Genomic DNA, 20,041 nt, shown 5'->3' with positions numbered 1-20,041 from the left:
CTATGCGACTTCTCATCGACCTGCAGGCCTACCAGAGCGGCGCCGCCTCCCGTCACCGGGAGCTGCTGGCGCAGGCGCGCGAACTCGCGCTGGCGGCCGGCCCGCACACCGTGTTCGTGCTGCTGCACGGCCTAATGCGCGACACGCTGGAAGAAGCGCGCAACGCCTTCGCCGGCATGCTGCCGCCGGCCCAGCTGTGCGTGTTCGATGCGCCGCCCGGCGCCAGCGACTGGGTGCTGCGCAGCGCGGAACTGATGCGCGATGCCTTCATTGCAGGCCTGCGCCCCGACCTCGTGTTCACGCCGGGCCTGTTCGAGCGTCCCGCCGCACCGGTGCTGTGCAGCGGCGCCGAGCTGCCGGGCAGCCATGCCGCCTTCAGCTTCGACGATGTGCGCGAGGTGCTGGCCCTGAACAGCGCGGAATCGGAACTGAACGCCCTGTCCTGGCGCCGCCGCAAGATGCTGCGCCAGGCCGCCGTGCTGGCCGCCGCCACCGATGAAGACTGCGCCGCCCTGCGCGAAGCCTTCCCCGCGGCCATCGTCTGCCATGGCGGCAGCGCCGCCGCCCTGTGGCAGGCCTTCGAAGCCGCCCTGGCCCATCCGGCGCCGGCCGCGCCCGCGCCGGAAGGCAAGCCGCGCCTGGCCTATATCTCGCCCCTGCCTCCGCAAAAATCCGGCATCGCCGACTACAGCATCGAACTGCTGCAGCAGCTGCAAGCCTTCTACGACATCACCCTGGTCTGCGAAGCCCCCGCTATGCATCAGCCCGTGTCCACCCTGGGGTCAGACCCGAAAGTGGACACGAGCTCGGCCGTTGGTCTGCCCTGGCCGCTACTGAGCGTTGAAGAATTCGAGGACAGCGCGCACCGCTTCGACCGCGTGCTCTACCACTTCGGCAACAACGGTGTGCACAACCATATGTTCGAACTGCTGCGCCGCCAGCCGGGCATCGTGGTGCTGCACGACTTCTTCCTGAGCGGTGTGCTCGACAATATGGAGCGCGACGGCTACCTGCGCCAGGCCTACCTGCATGCGCTGTACGAGTCGCACGGCTACACGGCCCTGCTGGACCATGAACGCATCGGCCGCAATCCCTCGATCTGGAAATACCCCTGCAACAAGGGCGTGCTCGATAACGCGGACGGCATCATCGTCCACTCCGAGTTTTCGCGCCAGCTGGCGCGCCAGTGGTATGGCGGGGACGCTGCCGATCACTGGCGCACCCTGCCCCTGATCCGCGGCCTGCCCGCGGGCGTGGAGCGCGCCTCTGCCCGCAGCGCCGCGCGCGCCGCGCTGGGCCTGCAGGACGGCGAATTCGTCATCTGCAGCTTCGGCATGATGGGCGTGACCAAGCTGAATGAGCGCCTGCTGGAGGCCTTCCTCGATTCGCCGCTGGCGCAGGATGCGCAGTGCCGCCTGGTGTTCGTGGGCGAAGGCGACGGCGGCGACTATGGCCGCCGCATCGCCGAACGCATTGCCGCCAGCCCGGCCGGCAGCCGCGTCACCGTGACCGGCTTCGCCACCCCGCAGGACTACGCACGCTGGCTGGCCGCCGCCGATGCCGCCGTCCAGCTGCGCAGCCAGACCCGCGGCGAAACCTCGGCCTCGGTGCTGGACTGCCTGCTGTACGGCCTGCCCACCGTGATCAACGCGCACGGCTCCAGCGCCTCGCTGCCGGACGAGTTGCTGGTCAAGCTGGCGGACGAATGCACGGCCGATGAACTGGCGCAGGCGCTGCTGGCGCTGCGCCGCGATCCGGCCCAGGCGGCAGCGCTGTCGCAACGCGCCGTGGCCTTCATGGAGCGCGAGCATGCGCCGCAGCGCGTGGGCCAGGCCTTCCATGAAGCGATCGAGGATTTCGCGCAGCGCAGCCCGGCCGCGCATTACCGCCGCCTGCTGGCGCAGATCGCCGCCCTGCCGAACGGCAGCAGCGCGGAGCTCAGCGCGGCCGCCGGCGCCATCGCCGCCAACCTGCCGCCGAAGGCGCCGAAGCAGGTCTTCGTCGATATCTCGGCACTGGTGCAGACCGACCTCAAAACCGGCATCCAGCGCGTGGTGCGCAGCATCCTGCTGGCGCTGATCGAAAGCCCGCCGCCCGGCTGCCGCATCGAACCCGTGTTCAGCGACGGCGGCAACCGCCCCTACCGCTACGCGCGCAGCTATATGCTGAAGATGCTGAACCTGCCCGGACCGGAACTGGAAGACGCGCCGCTGGAAGTGCGCAAGGGCGATATCTTCCTCGGCCTCGACCTGTTTACCAACGGCACCGCGCAGAACCGCGAACGGCTGACGGACATGCGCCACCACGGCGTGGAAATCTATTTCGTGGTCTACGACCTGCTGCCGGTGCTGCTGCCGGACGCCTTCCCCTTCGGCGCCGAAGGCTATTTCGCCGAGTACCTGGATACCATCGGCGCCGTGGCCGATGGCCTGGTCTGCATTTCGCGCGCGGTGGCCGACGAGCTGCACGACTGGCTGGAACAGCGCCCGCAACGGCGCGCCGCCCCGCTAAAGCTGGGCTGGTTCCACCTGGGCGCCGACATCGACGCCAGCGCACCGAGCTTCGGCATGCCGCCGGATGCGGACCAGGTGCTGGCCGCCATCGCCGCCCGCCCAAGCCTGCTGATGGTGGGCACCATCGAGCCGCGCAAGGGCCAGGGCCAGGCGCTGGAGGCCTTCGAGCTGCTATGGCGCGACAATGTGGATGCGAACCTGGTCATCGTGGGCAAGCAGGGCTGGATGATGGAGGCGCTGGCCAAACGCATCCAGCAGCATCCGGAGCTGGGCAAGCGCCTGTTCTGGCTGGCCGGCGTGTCCGATGAAATGCTGCTCAAGCTTTACAAGTCCTGCTCCGCCCTGCTGGCGGCATCGGTGGGCGAAGGCTTCGGCCTGCCGCTGATCGAGGCGGCGCAGCACGGCCTGCCCGTGATCGCGCGCAGCCTGCCGGTATTCCGCGAGGTGGGCGGCGAACACGCTTATTATTTCACCGGCAGTACCGCACCGGAATTGGCGGCTACACTGCAGGAATGGCTGCAGCTGCACCGCGCAGGCAAGGCGCCGCCGTCGGCCGATATGCCCTGGCTGACCTGGCGCGACAGCGCGGACCAGCTGCAGCAGGCGCTGTTCGCGCAGCGCTGGCACCGCGAACTGGCGGGCGTTCCCGCCGTGAAGGAAACGAGGTCACAATGAACCAGCCTACCGCCAGCGAACTGCTGCCCGGCGCCGTGCAGGAAAACCGCAGCGTCGCCGTCGTCATCCCCAGCTACAAGGTCACGCGCCATATCCTGGGCGTGATCGCGGGCATGGGGCCGGAAGTGAGCCGCATCTACGTGGTGGATGACTGCTGCCCCGACAAGTCGGGCGACTTCGTGGAAGCCAATTGCCAGGATGCGCGCGTGCGCGTGCTGCGCCACGCGGAGAACCAGGGCGTGGGGGGCGCCGTGATGACGGGCTACCAGGCCGCCATTGCGGACGGCATCGCCGTCATTGTCAAGGTGGACGGCGACGGCCAGATGGACCCCACGCTGATCCCGGCCTTCGTTGCGCCCATCCTCGACGGCCAGGCCGACTACACCAAGGGCAACCGCTTTTACGACCTGGAGCAGATCGGCAGCATGCCGCCGGTGCGCCTGTTCGGCAACGCCGTACTGTCGCTGATGACCAAGCTGTCCTCCGGCTACTGGGACCTGTTCGACCCCACCAACGGCTACACGGCGATCCATGCCGACACCGCGCGCCACCTGCCCTTCCACAAGATCAGCAAGCGCTATTTCTTCGAGACGGACATGCTGTTCCGCCTGAATACCCTGCGCGCCGCCGTGCTGGACGTGCCGATGGACGCGCACTACGGCGACGAAGTGTCGAACCTGAAGATCTCGAAAATCGTCACCGAGTTCCTGGCCAAGCACGTGCGCAATTTCTTCAAGCGCCTGTTCTACAACTACTATCTGCGCGACATGTCGCTGGCCTCGATCGAGCTGCCTGCGGGCGTGCTGCTGCTGACGCTGGGCGCCGGCTATGGCGGCTGGCACTGGGCCGAGTCGGCGCGCGCCGGCGTGGCCACGGCGGCCGGCACCGTCATGCTGTCGGCCCTGCCGGTGCTGATGGGCGTGCAGCTGATCCTGGCCTTCCTCGCCTACGACATCGCGTCCGTGCCGCGCCGTGCCATCCACAAGAAACTGATGCTGCGCGGCCGCCATGCTTGATGCCCTGTTCCAGCGCCAGTTCCTGGTCTATATCGCGGGCGGCCTGCTGTGCGCCGCGGTGGACTTCGGCCTCACGCACTGGCTGCTGCAGGCCGGGCACGATCCCGTGCACGCGGCGGTGGCGGGCTTTGCGGCCGGGCTGGTGATCAGCTACAGCTTCCATGCGCGCGTCACCTTCCGCCGCCTGTCCGCCTCGCCGGCGGTGCTGCTGCGCTTCCTGTGCGTGGTGGCGCTGAACTACGGCGTGACGGTGGCCTGCGTCAAGCTGGCGCTGTGGGCGGGCGTGGCGCCCATCGCGGGCAAGATCGTGTCGCTGCCGCTGGTGGCCGTGAACGGCTTCCTGCTCGGTAAATTCTGGATCTTCAAATGAGCGATTCGCGCCTTTCCCGCAGCCACCTCGCATTCGGCGCCGCACTGCTGCTGGCCTTCGCCTACCTGGTGGCGCGCAGCCACGGCCTGTATCCGCAGGTGTTTGCCGACGAATGGCTGTACAGCCAGTTCTCGCGCCTGAAGCCCCTGAGCGAAAGCACGCTGCCGTCCTTCCTCTTCCTCGGCCTGTACCGCGCCACCAGCGCCTGCGGCCCCGCCTTCCTGGACTGCGCCCGGGTGCTGAACGTGGCGCTGCTGGTCGGCGCCGCCCCGCTGATCTACCTGGTGGGCCGCCCCGTTGCGGGCAGCACGGCGGCGATGGTGGTGGCCGCCGCCAGCGTGCTGGCCCCCTTCGCCGGCTTCACCGCCTACTTCATGCCGGAGCCGCTGTACTTCTTCGGCTTCTGGGCCATGAGCTGGCTGGTGCTGCAGCGCGGCCGCCCCGGCATCGCTTTCGGCCTGCAGGCCGGCGCCGTGCTGGGCGTGCTGGCCCTGGTCAAGGTGCATGCGCTGTTCCTGCTGCCGGCGCTGCTGGCCTACCTGGTGTGGCTGGGCTGGCGCGCCGGCGCGCTGCGCGCGGGCTTCGCCGGCGCCGGCGCCGCCCTCGTGGCGGCCGTCGCCGTCAAGCTGGCGCTGGGCGGGCTGCTGGCAGGCCGGAACGGCTTCGGCCTGCTGGGCAGCTTCTACGGCAACCATGTCAGCAACAGCAGCGGCCGTTCCCTGCTCACGCTGGTGGAGCCCATGCTGCTGAATTTCTCGGGCCACGCGCTGGCCATGCTGCTGGTGTTCGGCGCGCCCCTGCTGTTCATCGCCAGCGGCGCGGCGCGTGCCGCCAGCCGCGCGACGCTGGGCCAGCAGGGCCGCGCGCTGCTGCTGTACACGGCGCTGATGCTGGGCATGGCGCTGGCGATGACGGTGGCCTACACGGCCTCCATCGCCGACACGGCGGAATTCGAAGGCGTGCGCCTGCACCTGCGCTACTACAGCTTCACCTTCCCGCTGCTGCTGCTGGCAGCCGCCGCCTGCGTCACCGCCGCGCCGCCCGCGCAGCGCCAGCGCATCGTGTTCGCCGTGGTCGGCGCCGTGCTGGTGCTGGCCGCCGCGAAACTGCTGCCGCGCCACTTCCACCTCCTGTATGTGGACAGCCCGGAGCTGACGGCAGCCACGCGCAATTCGCGCGCCCTGATGTCGGCGGTGGCCGTCTCCCTGGTCGCCGCCGCGGCCTGGGCCTGGCGTCCGTCCGCCGGCCGCGCGCTGCTGCTGTGGCTTGTGCTGCCGGCCAGCTGCATTGCCGCCGGCATGACCTCGCGCCTCGCGCTGATGGGCGCCCGCGAACCGGAGCTGTACGACCGCGCAGGCATGCTGGCGCGCGCCGAACTCACGCCGGAGCAGCGCGCCACTGTGACCATCGTCGGCCCCGATTACGGCCGCCTGATGCGCGCCAACTTCCAGCTCGACGTTGCCGGTCCCGAACTGATTCCGCTGCCCGACGGCGAGCCGCTGAACCTGCGCAAGCTGCCGGAAGAAGGCTGGCTGCTGCTGATCGGCGGCTACGAGCCGCCGCCGTATGCGCTGAAACGCGCCGCAGGCGACGGTTTCGCGCTGTGGCAGATGGTGAAGCCGGTGCAGGCTTACGACATCGACTTCCGCCGTGAATTCCCGGCCGATGTGATCAGCGGCAGCACGGGCATCGGCGTCATCGAAGGCTGGGGCCGCTGGTCGGAAGGCAGCCGCATCGAACTGCGCTTCGTCAAGCCGCTGCCGGCCCACATGACGCTGCGCCTGACGGCCCATGCCTACGGCCCGAACGCGGGCAAGGACATCATCGTCAGCGTCGGGGAGACACGCCGCGTGCTGCGCCTGTCCGGCGACTGGGCCAAACAGGCGCTCAGCTTCGACAACCCCGGTGGCGAAAGCGCCATCGTTTTCGAGATTCCACAGCCGGTGTCGCCACGCGCACTGGGCCAGGGCGACGACGGGCGCCTGCTCGGCATCGCCCTGCATCAGATGGATATTGGTACCTTGGCGGCCGCCATTGCAGGCGGCGCCAGAACTGCGAGTCAACATGATCATCGGTAACGGCCTGCTGGCCAAGGCCTTCTCGGCCGAATTCGCGCCCGACACCGGCGCCATCGTTTTCGCTTCCGGCGTTTCCAACTCGCGTGAAACGCGGCCGGAAGCGTTCGAGCGCGAACGCACGCTGCTGGAACAGGCGCTGGGCCAGGAAAAGCGCCTGATGTATTTCAGCACCTGCTCGATCCAGGACCCGGACCTGGCGGGTTCGGCCTACGTGCGCCACAAGCTGGCGATGGAAGAACTGATCCGGCAGCGCGCGCCGAAATACGCCATCTTCCGCCTGCCGCAGGTGGTGGGCCATACGCCCAACCCGCACACGCTGACCAACTACCTGCACCACATCATCGAGAGCGGCGACGTATTCCACGTGTGGACCCGCGCGCGCCGCAACCTGATCGATGTGGACGACGTGGTCGGCATCGCGCACCAGCTGCTGGTGCGCGGCGACGCGGAGAACCGCATCCTCAATATCGCCTGTCCCTTCTCGATTCCCGTGATCGAGCTGGTGAAGGTTTTCGAAAACGTGATGGGCCGCAAAGCCAACTACGACCTGGTGGAAGCCGGCGGCAGCTATGCCATCGACGTGACGGAAGCCATGCAGGCCGCCAAGGAAGCCGGCATCGTGATCGACGCCGGCTATATCGACAAACTTATCCGGAAATACTATGAGCCAGCCCGCTAATCCCTACCTGTCCTTCGTTATCCCCGTATATGGCAGCGAGAAAGTGCTGCCGGAGCTGGTGGCGCGCGTCGATGACGTGATGGAGACGCTGCCGCTGGCGCGCCGCAACTACGAGATCATTTTCGTCTGCGACTGCTCGCCGGACCACAGCTGGCAGGTGATCGAACAGCTGTCGGCCAAACACCCCTGGGTGCGCGGCATCCTGCTGCGCATGAACGCGGGCCAGCACAATGCACTGATGGCCGGCTTCGCCCAGGCGCGCGGCCAGGTCGTGATGACGATGGACGACGACCTGCAGCACTCGCCCTCGGACATCCCCGCCCTGCTGGAAGAACTGGGCCGTGGCCGCGACGTGGTGTATGCCCGTTTCAAGAACCGCCAGCACGCCGCATGGAAGATCTGGGGCAGCCGCCTGAACGACAAGGTCGCGGGCTACCTGATGAAGAAGCCGAAAGGCCTCTACCTGTCTCCTTTCCGCGCCATGAAGGCCGCCATCGTGCGCGATATCCTGCGCTACAACGGTCCCTATGTGTACGTCGATGGCCTGGTGCTGTCGGTCACGCGCAATATCGGCACGGTGGACGTGGAGCACCATGACCGCTTTGCCGGCGACAGCGGCTACAGCCTGAAAAAATCGATCTCGCTGTGGCTCAAGATGGCCACCAACTTCTCCATCGTGCCGCTGCGCCTGACCTCCTTCGCCGGCCTGGCCATGGCGGGTGTCGGCTTCGTGCTGGCGGTGCTGCTGATTATCCAGAAGTTCACCATCGATGCCATGCCGATCGGCTGGTCTTCGCTGATCGTGACCTTCCTCATCATCGGCGGCGTGCAGCTGGTGGCGCTGGGCATGCTGGGCGAATACCTGGGCCGCGTGCTGCTGACGCTGAACTCGCGCCCGCAGTATGTGGTCGGCGAGACCGTCGGCCTGGCGGCGCCTGAAAGCAAGGACGACTGATGCAGCAGTTCATTCTCTATTGCCTGTGCGGCGGCACCGGCGTGCTGAGCGACTACGCCGTGTTCTGGCTGAGCGTCAACGGCGGCCTGTGGTACCAGGCCGCCAACCTGCTCGGCTACCTGGCCGGCACCCTGGTCAGCTTCGCCCTGAACCGCATCATCACCTTCGGCAAGCGTGACCGCGTGCTGCAGCGCCTCACCATGTTCCTCACCGTGGCCGCGGTGGGCTTCGGCGCCTCGGCGCTGATGCTGTGGGTGCTGGTGGACCTGATGCAGTTCGATCCGCGCATCGCCAAGCTGCTGACGCTGCCGATGGTGGTGGTGCTGCAATTTACCCTGAACCGACGACTGACTTTTAAAGCATGACTACCCAATTCGACGCAGTAATTGCAGGCGCCGGCTTTACCGGCCTGACGGCAGGACTGAAGCTGGCCCGCGCCGGCCACAAAGTGCTGGTGCTGGAGGCGGACGACACGCCCGGCGGCCTGGCCGGCACCTTTGAATTCCGCGACGGCGTAACCATCGAGAAGTTCTACCACCACTGGTTCGACAACGACGTCTACGTGCCGGAACTGGTGAAGGAGCTGGGCATGGAAGGCGACGTGGTCATCATGCCGTCCCGCACCGGCATGTACTTCAACGGCAAGCACTGGCGCCTCTCCACGCCGCTGGACCTGCTGCGCTTCAAGCCCCTGCCCTTCCTGGACCGTATCCGCCTCGGCCTGATGGTGCTGAAAGTGCGCCAGGTAAAGGACTGGAAAACCATCGAACACCTGAGCATCCGCGAATGGCTGGAGCCGCTGTGCGGCAAGAACGCCTACCGCATCGTATGGCAGCCGCTGATCGAGAACAAGTTCTCGGTGGTGGCCGACGCCGTCAACGCGGTGTGGATGTGGAAAAAGCTGGTCCTGCGCGGCAGCACGCGCGACGCCAAGGGCGGCGAGCAGCTGGCCTACTTCAAGGGCGGCTTCGGGCGCCTGGCCGAAGCCATGGCCAATGAGATCGTGCGCCACGGCGGCGAGATCCGCTACAGGACGCCGGTAACGGGCGTGCGCACCGAGGGCAATCGCGTGACCGCGCTCGCCACGCCCGCGGGCGAGGTGACGGGCAAGGAATTCCTGTTCACGCCGGCCTTCAACATCATCGCCGACATGTTCGGCGGCGCCGCCCCGGCCGACTGGCTGGCCAGCCTGCGCCGCGTGAAGTACCTGGCCAATATGTGCCTGGTGCTGGAGATGGACCGCAGCCTGTCGGACACCTACTGGCTGAACGTGAACGATCCCGGCTTCCCCTTCGTCGGCGTGATCGAACACACCAACTTCGACAGCCCGGCCAACTACGGCGGCAAGCATATCGTCTTCCTGTCGCGCTACCTGCCGAAGGAAGATCCGCTGTGGCAGTTCAGCGACCAGCAATACCTGGACTTCGCGCTGGAACACCTGCAGCGCATGTTCCCGCAGCTGGACCGCAGCTGGGTGCAGGAATACCGCGTATGGCGCGCCGACTATGCGCAGCCGGTCACGGAACGCGGCTACTCGGACTACGTGCCGGGCCGCGCCACGCCTTTCGCGAACGCCACCATCAGCACCATGGCGCAGATTTATCCGGAAGACCGCGGCACCAACTACGCGATCCGTGAAGGCCGCGAGGTGGCGGCAGCGCTGTCCCAGCGCCTCGGCAAGGCATGAGCCCCGCGCTGCGCGCGCGGCTCAAGGCCGCCCTGCCCTACCTGCTGATCGCGCTCGCCGTTGCGCTGCTGTTCAAGTGGATGATCCATATCCCGCCACAGCGCGTGGGCGACGGCGCCGAGTACTACGCCATGTTCCTGGCCTGGGATGTCACGCACCTGCCCTACATGACGCCGAAGGCCTACGAGGCCTACCACCAGCTGCTGGCCACGCCGCAGATTCCCGGCCTGCTGCCGAAGAGCTGGTTCGATGCCGCCTTCCCTGAACTGATCAGGGGCGCCACCTCCGACTACAACCACTTCTGGCTTTACAGCCTGCTGGCCCTCGGCTGCAGCAAGCTGGCGGCCCTGGCGGGCGTGCAGCTCACCATCCACAACGCCTTCATGGCCCTGCATGCCGCGCTGCTGGCAGGCACCTTCGCCATGGCCTGGCGTTACTGGGGCGCGCGCGGCGTGGCGGCGGCACTGCTGCTGACCGTCGCTTCCCCGCTGCTGTGGTTCTTCAACAAGGCGCATACCGAAGTCTTCACCGTCTGCGTGCTGCTGTGCGCGATGATGCAGATGATGCGCCGGAACTACCTGGCGGCAGGCTTCTTCCTCGCCCTGGCCTCCACCCAGAACCCGAGCTTCGCGCTGATCGCCGGCCTGCCGGTGTTCTACCGCGTGTTCCTGCAATGGCGCCGCCGCTGGACCGCCGGCGAGGCCCTGCTGTTCCTCGCCACGGTGGCCATGGTGCTGCTGCATCCGGCCTACTACTTCTGGCGCTATGGCGTGCCGACGCCGCAGCTGCTGGCGCCGGGAGCAAAGCTGGGCGGCAACCTGTCCAGTTTCTACATCTGGCTGCTCGATCCGGACGTGGGCCTGTTCCCCAACTGGCCGCTGGGCGCCGTGGCCCTGCTGGCCGGCATTGCGGCCTGGCTGTGGAGCCGCCGCCGCAAGCAGCCCGCCGCCGAAGCGGAAGCCCCGGACTGGTACTGGCGCGCATTCGCCCTGGCCTACCTGGCGGTGAACTTCTACGCCCACTCCTCGACCACCAATATCAACTCCGGCGCCACCCCCGGCCTGGCGCGCTATGCGCTGTGGTACATGCCGCTGGCCTTCCCCTACATGCTGGCGGCAGTGCAGCGCTGGCGTCCGGACGGCATGGGCGCCATCCTGGCTGCCATCGTGCTGGCGCTCTCGATATTCTCGGTGCAGGACTACGATCCGCGCCTGCCGGAACAGTATTCCCGCCCTTCGCCGGCTTCGCTGTACGTGCAGAGCCGCATGCCCTGGCTATATACGCCGCCGCCGGAAATCTTCATGGAGCGCTATTCCGGCTATGGCGAGGCGCGCAGCCTGAGCATGCTGGTCGGCCCCGACTGCCGCAAGGCGCTGGTGGTGCACCATCCGCGCGACCTGGGCGCCTCGGCGCCGCGCCGCTGCCTGTTCGATCCGGCGCTGCTCAATGCACTGGGCGCCCGGCTGGCGGGACCGATCAAGCACTACGAGTACGTGCGGCTGAGCGAAAGCCAGGCGCAGTCCCTGCTGCTGGTGTTCCCGGCCGGGAAACACCGCATCGGCATCAACGCCAGCGGCAATTTCATTCTCGCCGACCAGTGGGCGGAACCGGAGGAATGGGGCGCCTGGTCGCTGGGCCCGCGCGCCACGCTGGCCCTGCCCTGCGACAGCCGCCAGTACATCGGCAATGGCCAGCCCTTCACGCTGGAACTGGGCCTGCGCGCCTACGGGCCGCAGCGCCTGGTGGTGCAGGGCTACAGCGGGGAACTGTGGCAGGGCGCCGTGGCCAGCGACGGCGGCGTGGTGAAGTTCACCGTGCCCGCGGCGGAATGCCGCCAGGGCCAGGTGACCTTGCAGCTGCATATTCCCGATGCGGTATCGCCGCATGAGCGCGAGCAGTCGCCGGACCGCCGCCTGCTCGGCGTCGGCCTGCAGTCCTTCCAGGTCACACGCTAAACCCGGGCAGGCGCGTCAGCGGCGCGCCTGTTCCTGGTCCCAGCGCGCAAAGGCGGCGCCTGCCGCCAGGTCGCCGCGATAACTCAGGTGATGGGTATCGCGGTACATCAGCGCATCGTCCACCATCACGCGGCAGCGCCGCGCATCGCACAGCATGGGCGCGATATCGAACACCTGCACCGCCGGGAATTCCGCCAGCACCGGCGCCAGGTCCGCGTTCTGGCGCAGCGTGGCATCGTAGGTCGCGCGCGGCAGCGAGCAGTCGCGCCGCGTGCCGGAGTTGGCCACCGCGCCGCGCCGGATGCAGCTGCGCGGCTCGAAGTCCAGCTTCGGCGTATCGGCCACATAGATCACGCGCTTGCCTGCCGCGAGGAAGCTGCGCACCGTTTCGCGGAAGGCCGGCACCAGCAGCGCCTTCTCCGCCTCCGGCTGGTGCAGGGACAGCGCGGTGGAGAACAGCACCGTCTTCACGGCTGGCAGCTTGAGCGCCAGCTCCAGCATCTGCGGCGTCGCTTCCTGGTAAGGGTCGCCCGCCGTGGGCAGGCCGATGAAGGGCACCCGCGTGCCCAGGTAAAGGAAGTTCTCTCCCTTGCTGCGCCAGTACTGCATCTGGCCCGCATTGATATGGTAGGCGTGGCTGTCGCCCAGCAGCACCACCGTGGGTTCGCGCGTGGGGTCATCCATCAGGCAGTATTCGTACAGGCTGTCGAAACCGTAGCGCTGCTTGCAGGCTTTGGCATTGGCCACGTCTTCCACCAGGATCAGGTCTTTCTGCTGCAGCGCGTTGTCGACCATGGCCGGCCGCAGCGGCAGGCCGCCGCGCGATGCCACCGCATAGCCCGCAGCGGCCAGCGCCAGCATCAGGCCGGCCAGCACCGCCACCTTGGCGCGGCCGAAGCGCGTGCCGCGCAGCGGCCTTTCCACCAGGCGCCAGGTCAGCCAGGCCAGCACCAGGGCGGCGCCGACCGCCGCCAGCTTGATGGTGCGGGACGGCGTGCCGCCCTCCACGATCTGCGCAAACGACAGCAGCGGCCAGTGCCACAGGTAGAGCGGATAGCTGACCAGGCCCACGCCGACCAGCAGGCGCTGCGACAGGATGCGCCGGTTGACCCAGGCCTGCGGCCCGGCGCTGATCAGCAGCAGCGCCCCCAGCACCGGCAGCAGCGCCCACCAGCCGGGGAAGCCGGGGCCGCGCTGCAGCAGGGCCAGCGCCAGCACGATCAGGCCCAGGCCCGCGAAAGACTGCAGGTCGCGCCCGCGCTGCGAGCCGGGCGTGAGCACCTGCACGGCGCCGCCGCGCTGCGCGTGCAAGCTGAAGCTGATGCCGTTCACGCTGGCATAGGCCAGCAGCACGCCCGCCAGCAGTTCCCAGGCCCGGCTGGCCAGCGAATAGAAGGTCGCTTCCGGAAAATACTGCACGCCTGCGATATTGAGCAGGAAGGACAGGGCGCCCAGCCCGGCGGCCAGCGTCCACAAGGGCCAGCGCCGCTTGCAGGCCGCCGCCAGCAGCAGCGGCCACACGATGTAGAACTGCTCTTCGATCGCCAGCGACCACAGGTGCAGCAGCGGCTTGGTCTCCGCCGCCGTATCGAAATAGCCCACTTCCCGCCACAGGAAAATATTGGACAGGAAGCCCGCCCCGCCGATCACATGCTTGCCCAGCATCGCGAATTCGTCGGCGAACAGGGCAAACCAGCCGAAGGCCAGGCAGGAGGCCAGCACCAGCGTGAGCGCGGGGAAAATGCGGCGCACGCGGCGCGCATAGAAATCGGCGAAGCTGAAATCGCCGCGCTGCATGCCGCCGATCAGGATGCTGCCGATCAGGAAGCCGGAAATGACGAAGAAAATGTCGACGCCGGCGAAACCGCCGCGCAGCTTGCCGGGAAAGGCATGGAACAGCACCACCGCCAGCACGGCAATGGCGCGCAGGCCATCGATATCGGGGCGGTAAGCCAAGTGGGCCGGAAGCGCCGCCGGCGCAGGCGCGCTGTCGCCCGCCGCTGCCAGGGCCGATACTGTGTTCATGTGTTGAATCAGGTAGGAGGAATCTTACATTCTAATTCAACAACTTACCTGGCGACTACTATATGGGCTTCAACATGCGCAGTTTCCCCTCCACCACCCTGAATTCAAGGGGCGTGGACAGCATGCAGACTTCGCCATCTGTGGCGACTTTGATACGCCGGCCGCCCGGCATGCGGCGTTTTTTGACCGTCATGCGGCGGAAGCCGAACGCGTGCACGTCCTGCGAGCTGCCCAGCTGGCCCAAGGCGCCGCGCAGCATCAGGCCCAGCATGCCAAGCCGGCTGAGCGGGCGGGGCGCAATGGCAGCCAGCGTCCCCTCTTCCAGCGCAGCCGACAGCGGTTCGATGCCGACCTGCTGCAGCTGCAGCGCGTTGTTGCCGACAAACAGCGTGGGGGTGCGCAGCTGGCGCTCCACGCCGTCCTGCTCGATGGTGATGCGCAGGTGGCGCACCGAGCCGAACAGGGTTTTGAGTGCCGAGAACGCGGCCACCATCCGGCTGCGGCCGAACTGCTTCTTGTCCAGCTCGCGCTCTTCCAGCAAGGTGGGATAGAGGCCGATGCTGGCATTGACGAGGAAGATGCGCTCGTTGACCATGCCGATCTGCACCGGTTCGACACGCGCGGTCAGCAGTGCGCGCACGGCGTCCGCCAGGTCTTCCGGAATGCCGTGGGTGCGGCCGAAATAATTGAAGGTGCCTTGCGGCAGCACGGCAAACAGGCAGCCGGCGTTTACCGCCTGGTGCGCCACCGTGTTGATGGTGCCGTCGCCGCCCGCCGCCACCACCACGCCATCATTGGCGCAGGCTTCGCGCACCGCCCAGGCGGCGATATCGGCCAGCCGGCTGCCGTCTTCCACGATGCGCAGGTGGAAAGGACGGCCCGCCTCATCCAGCACTTCGCGGATGATGCGGCTGCGCAGCTCGGTCTCGGCATGGCCCGAGCCGGCATTCATGACGATGTAGAAGGGGGCGTTGTCGCGGAGCATGGCAGCGCTGGCGTTCACAGAAGGAGACGCTACTATAGCTGCCGGAGACGCAAGACGGCCACGCGATCCGGTGGCCGGCGATCCGGCGGCCGGCGACCCGGCGGCCGGCGATCCGGCGGCCGGCGATCCGGAGCCCGGCGCGCCGCCGCCCGGCGGGACTCAGCCTTTCGGCAGGCCGCCCAGCAGTGCAGCGACTTTCGGCCTGGCCTTGCCGCTGGCCGGCGCGGGCGGGGCCACGCTGGCGGACGGCGCCGCCGGCCCGCGGCTGGGCTCGTACGGCTTGAGGAACCATGGATCGACCTTTTCGCGGCGCGGCGACGGGCCGCCGGCCGGACGCGCGCTGCGTTCGCCGCTGCGCTCCGCCGGACGGCCGCGCTCCGCGCCACGGTCGGCGTCGGCGCCGCGGCGCGGTGCGCGGCGGTCGCCATGGCGGTGGTCCTCGCCGCGGCCGGACGGCGCGAAGCCTTCCAGCTCGCCGCGCTTGACGGTCTGCTTGATCAGCTTCTCGATATCGGCCAGCAGGCGCTCGTCCTTGTCCGAGTAGATCGAGATCGCATCGCCGGAGGCGCCGGCGCGGCCGGTACGGCCGATGCGGTGAACATAGTCTTCCGCGTTATACGGCAGGTCGTAGTTGATCACGCAGGGCAGGTCCGAAATATCCAGGCCGCGCGCCGCCACGTCGGTGGCCACCAGCACGTCGATCTCGAACTTCTTGAACGCATCCAGCGCCGCCATGCGCTCCTGCTGGCTGCGGTCGCCGTGGATGGCGGTGGCCTTCATGCCCTCCTGCTCCAGGCTGCGCGCCAGGCGCGAGGCGCCGATCTTGGTGTTGGCGAACACGATCACCTGCTTGGCATCGCGCTGGCGCAGGATGTGGGCGACGGCATCGCGCTTGTGTTCTTCGGCCACCTTGTACACCACCTGCGTCACCTTGTCGGCGGTGGCATTGCTGCGCGCCACTTCGATCAGCACCGGGTCTTTCAGGAAGCTGTTGGCCAGCTTCTTGATCTCGGGCGAGAAGGTGGCCGAGAACATCAGGTTCTGGCGCTGCTTGGGCAGCAGGTTGATGATGCGCTGCAGGTCGGGCAGGAAGCCCATGTCCAGCATGCGGTCGGCCTCGTCCATCACCAGCATCTGCACCTGGCCCAGCGACACCGTCTTCTGCTCCACGTGGTCCAGCAGGCGGCCCGGCGTGGCGATGACGATTTCCACGCCGTTGCGCAGGATGGCGGTCTGCGGCTTCATGTCCATGCCGCCGAACACCACGGTGGAGCGCAGCGGGGTGTGCCTGCAGTAGGCAGCCACGTTCTCGGCCACCTGCACCGCCAGTTCGCGGGTCGGCACCAGCACCAGGGCGCGCACCGGGTGGCGCGCCGGGCTCATGCTGGCGCTGGCATGGGCCAGCAGCATCTGGATAATGGGCAGGGAGAAGCTGGCGGTCTTGCCGGTGCCGGTCTGGGCCGCGCCCATCACGTCGCGCCCCTGCAACACCACGGGAATTGCCTGGGCCTGGATCGGCGTCGGGTATTCATAGCCCTGATCGTCCAGCGCCCGCTGGATGGCCGGCGACAGGCCGAAATCGGCAAAACGCACCTGGGCGGGGGCGGATGGCTCGGCGCCAGAGGCGGTGTGGGTTTCAATCTCGGACATAAATTCGGTCGGCAACCGGGACAGTTGCCATGCTTTCTTCATTAAAACAACAGTGTGCGCAAACAGCGGCCAGAGCGGCCAACCCCGGATGATACCCGTTTCGGGCGGGAACCGCACAGAAAGCGGCATTTTCCGGTGATTTTATTGCCTGAGCGGAAGGTATAATCGCCGCATGTTCTGGACACTGACTTCCTCCTTCGGCCGCCGCCTGCTGCGCGCCCTGCTGCCCCTGGTTCTGCTGCTGAGCGTGGCCGGCAGCGCCCTTGCCCAGCCTTCGGCGCCGCCCACGCTGCGCTTCAAGAAGCTCGGGCCGCTGGGCAATGACGAACCCTCGATGCTGTCGCTGATCCAGGACCGCCAGGGCTTCATGTGGATCGGCACCCACGTCAACGGCCTTTACCGCTATAACGCCTACCAGGCGGTGCGCTATACGGCCAGGCCGAACGACCCGAAAAGCCTGCCGCACGACCGCGTGCAGGCCCTGTACGAGGACAAGCAGGGCCGCATCTGGGCCGGCACCCAGAACGGGCTGGCGCGCTTCAATCCCGTCAGCAACGACTTCACCGTGTTCGTGCCGCCGGAAGGGCCGAACAACCGCAAGATCATCAAGTCCATCATTTCCGACGGCAAGAACGGCATGTGGATCGCCACCTGGGGCGGCCTGCAGCATTTCGACCCGGATACCGGCAAATTCGTGGTGTATGCCCATGATCCGGCCAAATCGTCCAGCCTCGGCAGCAATGACCTGAATGCCCTGGCGCTGGACCCGAAAGGCGGCCTGTGGATGGCCACCTGGCCGGGCGGACTGGACTACCTCGCGCCCGGCGCCACCGAATTCGTCCACCACAAGGTGGACCTGGCCGAGCAGACCGACCCGCGCCGCAACATCGTGCGTGCGCTGCAGTTCGATGCCAAAGGCGTGCTGTGGATCGGCACCGAAACCGGGGCCATGAGCTGGGACAGCAGCAAGCCCTGGTCGGCGCGCAAGGTCGAAACCACGCCGAACAGCCGCGTCACCAGCTTCTACATCGACCGCGACGGCACCCTATGGGCCACCACCCTGTCGGCCGGCCTGCTGCGCTGGAATGTGAAGGAAGGGCGCTTCAACCAGTTTGTGCACAATGCCAACGATCCGTATTCGCTGCCGGGGGACAACCTGCGCGCCATGACCCAGGACCGCAGCGGCATGCTGTGGATCGGGTCGTTTACGGACGGCATCGCGCTGGTCAACCTGAACAGCACCGGCTTCACCCGCTATGTGCCGCATTACTTCGACAATGATAGCCTGCCGATGTCGAATGCCGTGCTGAGCATCGCCACCGCGCCGGGCGGCAGGCTGTGGCTGGGCGGCAATGTGGGCATCAGCCTCTTCGATCCGGCCACGAACAGCGTGCTGAAGCGTTATGTGTCCGATCCGAAGAAGGCGGGCAGCCTGAGCCAGAACATCGTCTACTCGCTGTACCAGGGGCCGGAAGGCCCGCTGTGGGCCGGCACCTCGAACGGCCTGAACCGCCTCGACAGCCCGGACGGCAGCTTCCGCACCATTCACTTCGGCAATACCGCCAGCGACTACATCAACGCGATCGCGCCCGGCCGCGGCGGCGTGCTGTGGCTGGCCACCGGCAACAGCCTGATCCGCTACCACATCGAGTCGGACAGCTTCCGCATCTTCAGCAGCGACCCCGCCAACCCGGACAGCCGCAGCGTGAACGGCACCTCCTCCGTGCTGGAAGACCGCAGCGGGCGCGTGTGGATGGGCTCGGAATGGAATGGCGGCGGCCTCGACCTGCTGGACCCGCGCAGCGGCAAGTTCCGCCATTTCCGCTACAGCAGCAGCGACCAGGACGGCCTGGCCGACGACAACGTCTCCAGCCTGCACGAGGACGCGCTGGGCCGCATCTGGATCGGCACCGGCAAGGGCCTGCAGCAGGTGGTGCAGGGGCCGAACGAGGTGATTACCTTCCGCTCCTTCGCCGAAGCCATGAACGGCGCCAAGATCCTGGCCATCCGCAGCGACCTGGACGACCAGATCTGGGTCAGCACCATCGTCGGCCTGTACCGCCTGGACCCGGCCACCGGCAAGGCCGTGCTGTACACGGCTTCGGACGGCATGACGGAAGGCTTCACCGTCAATTCCTCCACGCCCGGCCCGGCCGGCGTGCTCTACTTCGGCGGCGTGCACGGCATGACGGCGGTGTCGCCGCGCGAGGTGCGCAGCCAGTCCACGCCGCCGCAGGTGGCCATCACCGACGTCAAGGTCTACAACCATTCGCTGAGCGACGGCGTGCCGCACAAGGGCGTGACGCTGGAAGGACCGGTCACGGCGCCGGTGGCGCTCACGCTGTCTTCCGAAGCCTCGGCCTTCTCGCTCGAATTCGCCGCCCTGCACTACACGGAACCGGCGCTGAACCGCTATGCCTACAAGCTGGAAGGCTTCGACGACGACTGGGTGGAGACCGATGCCGCCCACCGCGCCGCCACCTACACCAACCTGAATCCCGGCAAATACGTGTTCCGCGTGAAGGCCTCCAACCACCGCGGCATGTGGAATGAGGTGCCGGACTCGCTGAACATCACCATCACGCCGCCGTTCTGGCGCACCTGGTGGTTCCGCACGCTGGCCGCGCTGGCCATCATCGGTACGCTGTGGGGCACCTACCGCTGGCGCGTGCGCCGCCTGGTGCGCCTGCGCCGTTCGCTGGAAATGGTGGTGGCCGCGCGCACCGCCGAGCTGGAAGAATCAAACCGCAAGCTGGCCGCGCTGAGCACCACCGACGGCCTGACGGGCGTGACCAACCGGCGCGGCTTCGACGCCCAGCTGGAGCAGGAATGGCGGCGTGCGGCGCGCACCGGCCAGCCGCTGTCGCTGTCCATGCTGGATGTGGACTACTTCAAGAAATACAACGACCGCTACGGCCACGTGGCGGGCGACGCCTGCCTGCGCACGGTGGCCGGCCTGATCACCAAGTACGGCCGCCGCACCACCGACCTGGTGGCGCGCTATGGCGGCGAGGAATTCGCGCTGCTGTCGGCCTCGACGGACGCCAACGACGCGCTGCAGACGGCCCAGGCCATCGTCGCCGAGCTGGTGCGCCTGGCGCTGCCGCACGACGAATCGCCGTTCGGCAAGGTAACGATCAGCATCGGCGTGGTGACCATGGTCCCGGCCGACGGCCTGACGCCGGACATGCTGGTGACGGCCGCCGACCAGGCCCTGTACCGCGCCAAGATCCGCGGCCGCAACCAGGCCCTGATGGCGCCGCCCGAAACGGATGTCCGTACCGGATGAGCCGCGGCCCGTGCCGCCCCTGCCGCCTGCGCCGGGCGACTGCTGCAACAGCGGCTGCGCCTGGTGCGTGCACGATATCTACCAGGACGCCCTCGAACGCTACCGGCAGGCGCTTGCGGCCTGGAAACAACGCCATCCCGATGTGAGTGAGGACTGACACCGCA

The 20,041-nt window shown here is 67.6% G+C and carries 14 protein-coding genes; 11 read left to right on the top strand and 3 right to left on the bottom strand.

The features are described from left to right. The first annotated feature begins 2 nt into the window (after positions 1-2). The 9 genes from ACJRPG_RS01555 to ACJRPG_RS01515 are packed head-to-tail and all read left to right on the top strand — an operon-like array spanning position 3 to position 11,928. On the top strand, positions 3-3,188 hold the full coding sequence (locus ACJRPG_RS01555) for a glycosyltransferase (RefSeq protein WP_407998282.1): 3,186 nt from the start codon (positions 3-5) through the stop codon (positions 3,186-3,188). Beyond that, complete coding sequence (locus tag ACJRPG_RS01550) at positions 3,185-4,204, top strand: glycosyltransferase family 2 protein (RefSeq protein ID WP_407998281.1); 1,020 nt, start codon at positions 3,185-3,187, stop codon at positions 4,202-4,204. The genes ACJRPG_RS01555 and ACJRPG_RS01550 overlap by 4 nt, the downstream gene beginning before the upstream one ends. Continuing rightward, on the top strand, positions 4,197-4,574 hold the full coding sequence (locus ACJRPG_RS01545; RefSeq protein WP_407998280.1) for a GtrA family protein: 378 nt from the start codon (positions 4,197-4,199) through the stop codon (positions 4,572-4,574). The genes ACJRPG_RS01550 and ACJRPG_RS01545 overlap by 8 nt, the downstream gene beginning before the upstream one ends. Continuing rightward, positions 4,571-6,652 (top strand): DUF7024 domain-containing protein, encoded by a 2,082-nt coding sequence (locus ACJRPG_RS01540; RefSeq protein ID WP_407998279.1) that lies wholly within the window; start codon positions 4,571-4,573, stop codon positions 6,650-6,652. Before ACJRPG_RS01545 ends, ACJRPG_RS01540 begins: the two co-directional genes overlap by 4 nt. After that, positions 6,639-7,331, top strand: a complete 693-nt coding sequence (locus ACJRPG_RS01535) for an NAD-dependent epimerase/dehydratase family protein (protein WP_407998278.1) — start codon at positions 6,639-6,641, stop codon at positions 7,329-7,331. Before ACJRPG_RS01540 ends, ACJRPG_RS01535 begins: the two co-directional genes overlap by 14 nt. After that, positions 7,315-8,286, top strand: coding sequence for a glycosyltransferase family 2 protein (locus ACJRPG_RS01530; protein WP_407998277.1), 972 nt, complete (start codon positions 7,315-7,317; stop codon positions 8,284-8,286). Before ACJRPG_RS01535 ends, ACJRPG_RS01530 begins: the two co-directional genes overlap by 17 nt. Next, positions 8,286-8,651: a GtrA family protein gene (locus ACJRPG_RS01525; protein WP_407998276.1), complete on the top strand. Its 366-nt coding sequence runs from the start codon at positions 8,286-8,288 to the stop codon at positions 8,649-8,651. The genes ACJRPG_RS01530 and ACJRPG_RS01525 overlap by 1 nt, the downstream gene beginning before the upstream one ends. After that, the gene (locus ACJRPG_RS01520; protein ID WP_407998275.1) at positions 8,648-9,973 is read left to right on the top strand and encodes an NAD(P)/FAD-dependent oxidoreductase; all 1,326 of its coding nucleotides are present in this window, start codon (positions 8,648-8,650) and stop codon (positions 9,971-9,973) included. The genes ACJRPG_RS01525 and ACJRPG_RS01520 overlap by 4 nt, the downstream gene beginning before the upstream one ends. Then, complete coding sequence (locus tag ACJRPG_RS01515; protein WP_407998274.1) at positions 9,970-11,928, top strand: hypothetical protein; 1,959 nt, start codon at positions 9,970-9,972, stop codon at positions 11,926-11,928. Before ACJRPG_RS01520 ends, ACJRPG_RS01515 begins: the two co-directional genes overlap by 4 nt. A gap of 15 nt (positions 11,929-11,943) precedes the next feature. Here ACJRPG_RS01515 and ACJRPG_RS01510 read toward each other — a convergent pair whose 3' ends face one another. The 3 genes from ACJRPG_RS01510 to ACJRPG_RS01500 form a co-directional block, all read right to left on the bottom strand. Beyond that, complete coding sequence (locus tag ACJRPG_RS01510; protein ID WP_407998273.1) at positions 11,944-13,953, bottom strand: acyltransferase family protein; 2,010 nt, start codon at positions 13,951-13,953, stop codon at positions 11,944-11,946. Between the two features lie 58 nt (positions 13,954-14,011). Beyond that, the gene (locus ACJRPG_RS01505) at positions 14,012-14,938 is read right to left on the bottom strand and encodes a diacylglycerol/lipid kinase family protein (RefSeq protein ID WP_407998272.1); all 927 of its coding nucleotides are present in this window, start codon (positions 14,936-14,938) and stop codon (positions 14,012-14,014) included. A gap of 159 nt (positions 14,939-15,097) precedes the next feature. Then, positions 15,098-16,588: a DEAD/DEAH box helicase gene (locus tag ACJRPG_RS01500; RefSeq protein WP_407998271.1), complete on the bottom strand. Its 1,491-nt coding sequence runs from the start codon at positions 16,586-16,588 to the stop codon at positions 15,098-15,100. Positions 16,589-16,760: 172 nt separating this feature from the next. On the opposite strand from ACJRPG_RS01500, the gene ACJRPG_RS01495 reads away from it, so the two are divergent. Continuing rightward, entirely contained in the window at positions 16,761-19,877 is a 3,117-nt protein-coding gene (locus ACJRPG_RS01495; protein ID WP_407998270.1) for a ligand-binding sensor domain-containing diguanylate cyclase, read from the top strand. Then, the gene (locus ACJRPG_RS01490; RefSeq protein ID WP_407998269.1) at positions 19,861-20,034 is read left to right on the top strand and encodes an oxidoreductase-like domain-containing protein; all 174 of its coding nucleotides are present in this window, start codon (positions 19,861-19,863) and stop codon (positions 20,032-20,034) included. Before ACJRPG_RS01495 ends, ACJRPG_RS01490 begins: the two co-directional genes overlap by 17 nt. The last annotated feature ends 7 nt before the right edge of the window (positions 20,035-20,041 follow it).

Source organism: Pseudoduganella rhizocola, assembly GCF_045984285.3.
In the GTDB taxonomy this organism is placed as follows: Bacteria; Pseudomonadota; Gammaproteobacteria; order Burkholderiales; family Burkholderiaceae_D; genus Rugamonas.
This window is presented reverse-complemented; position numbering and strand designations above follow the sequence as displayed.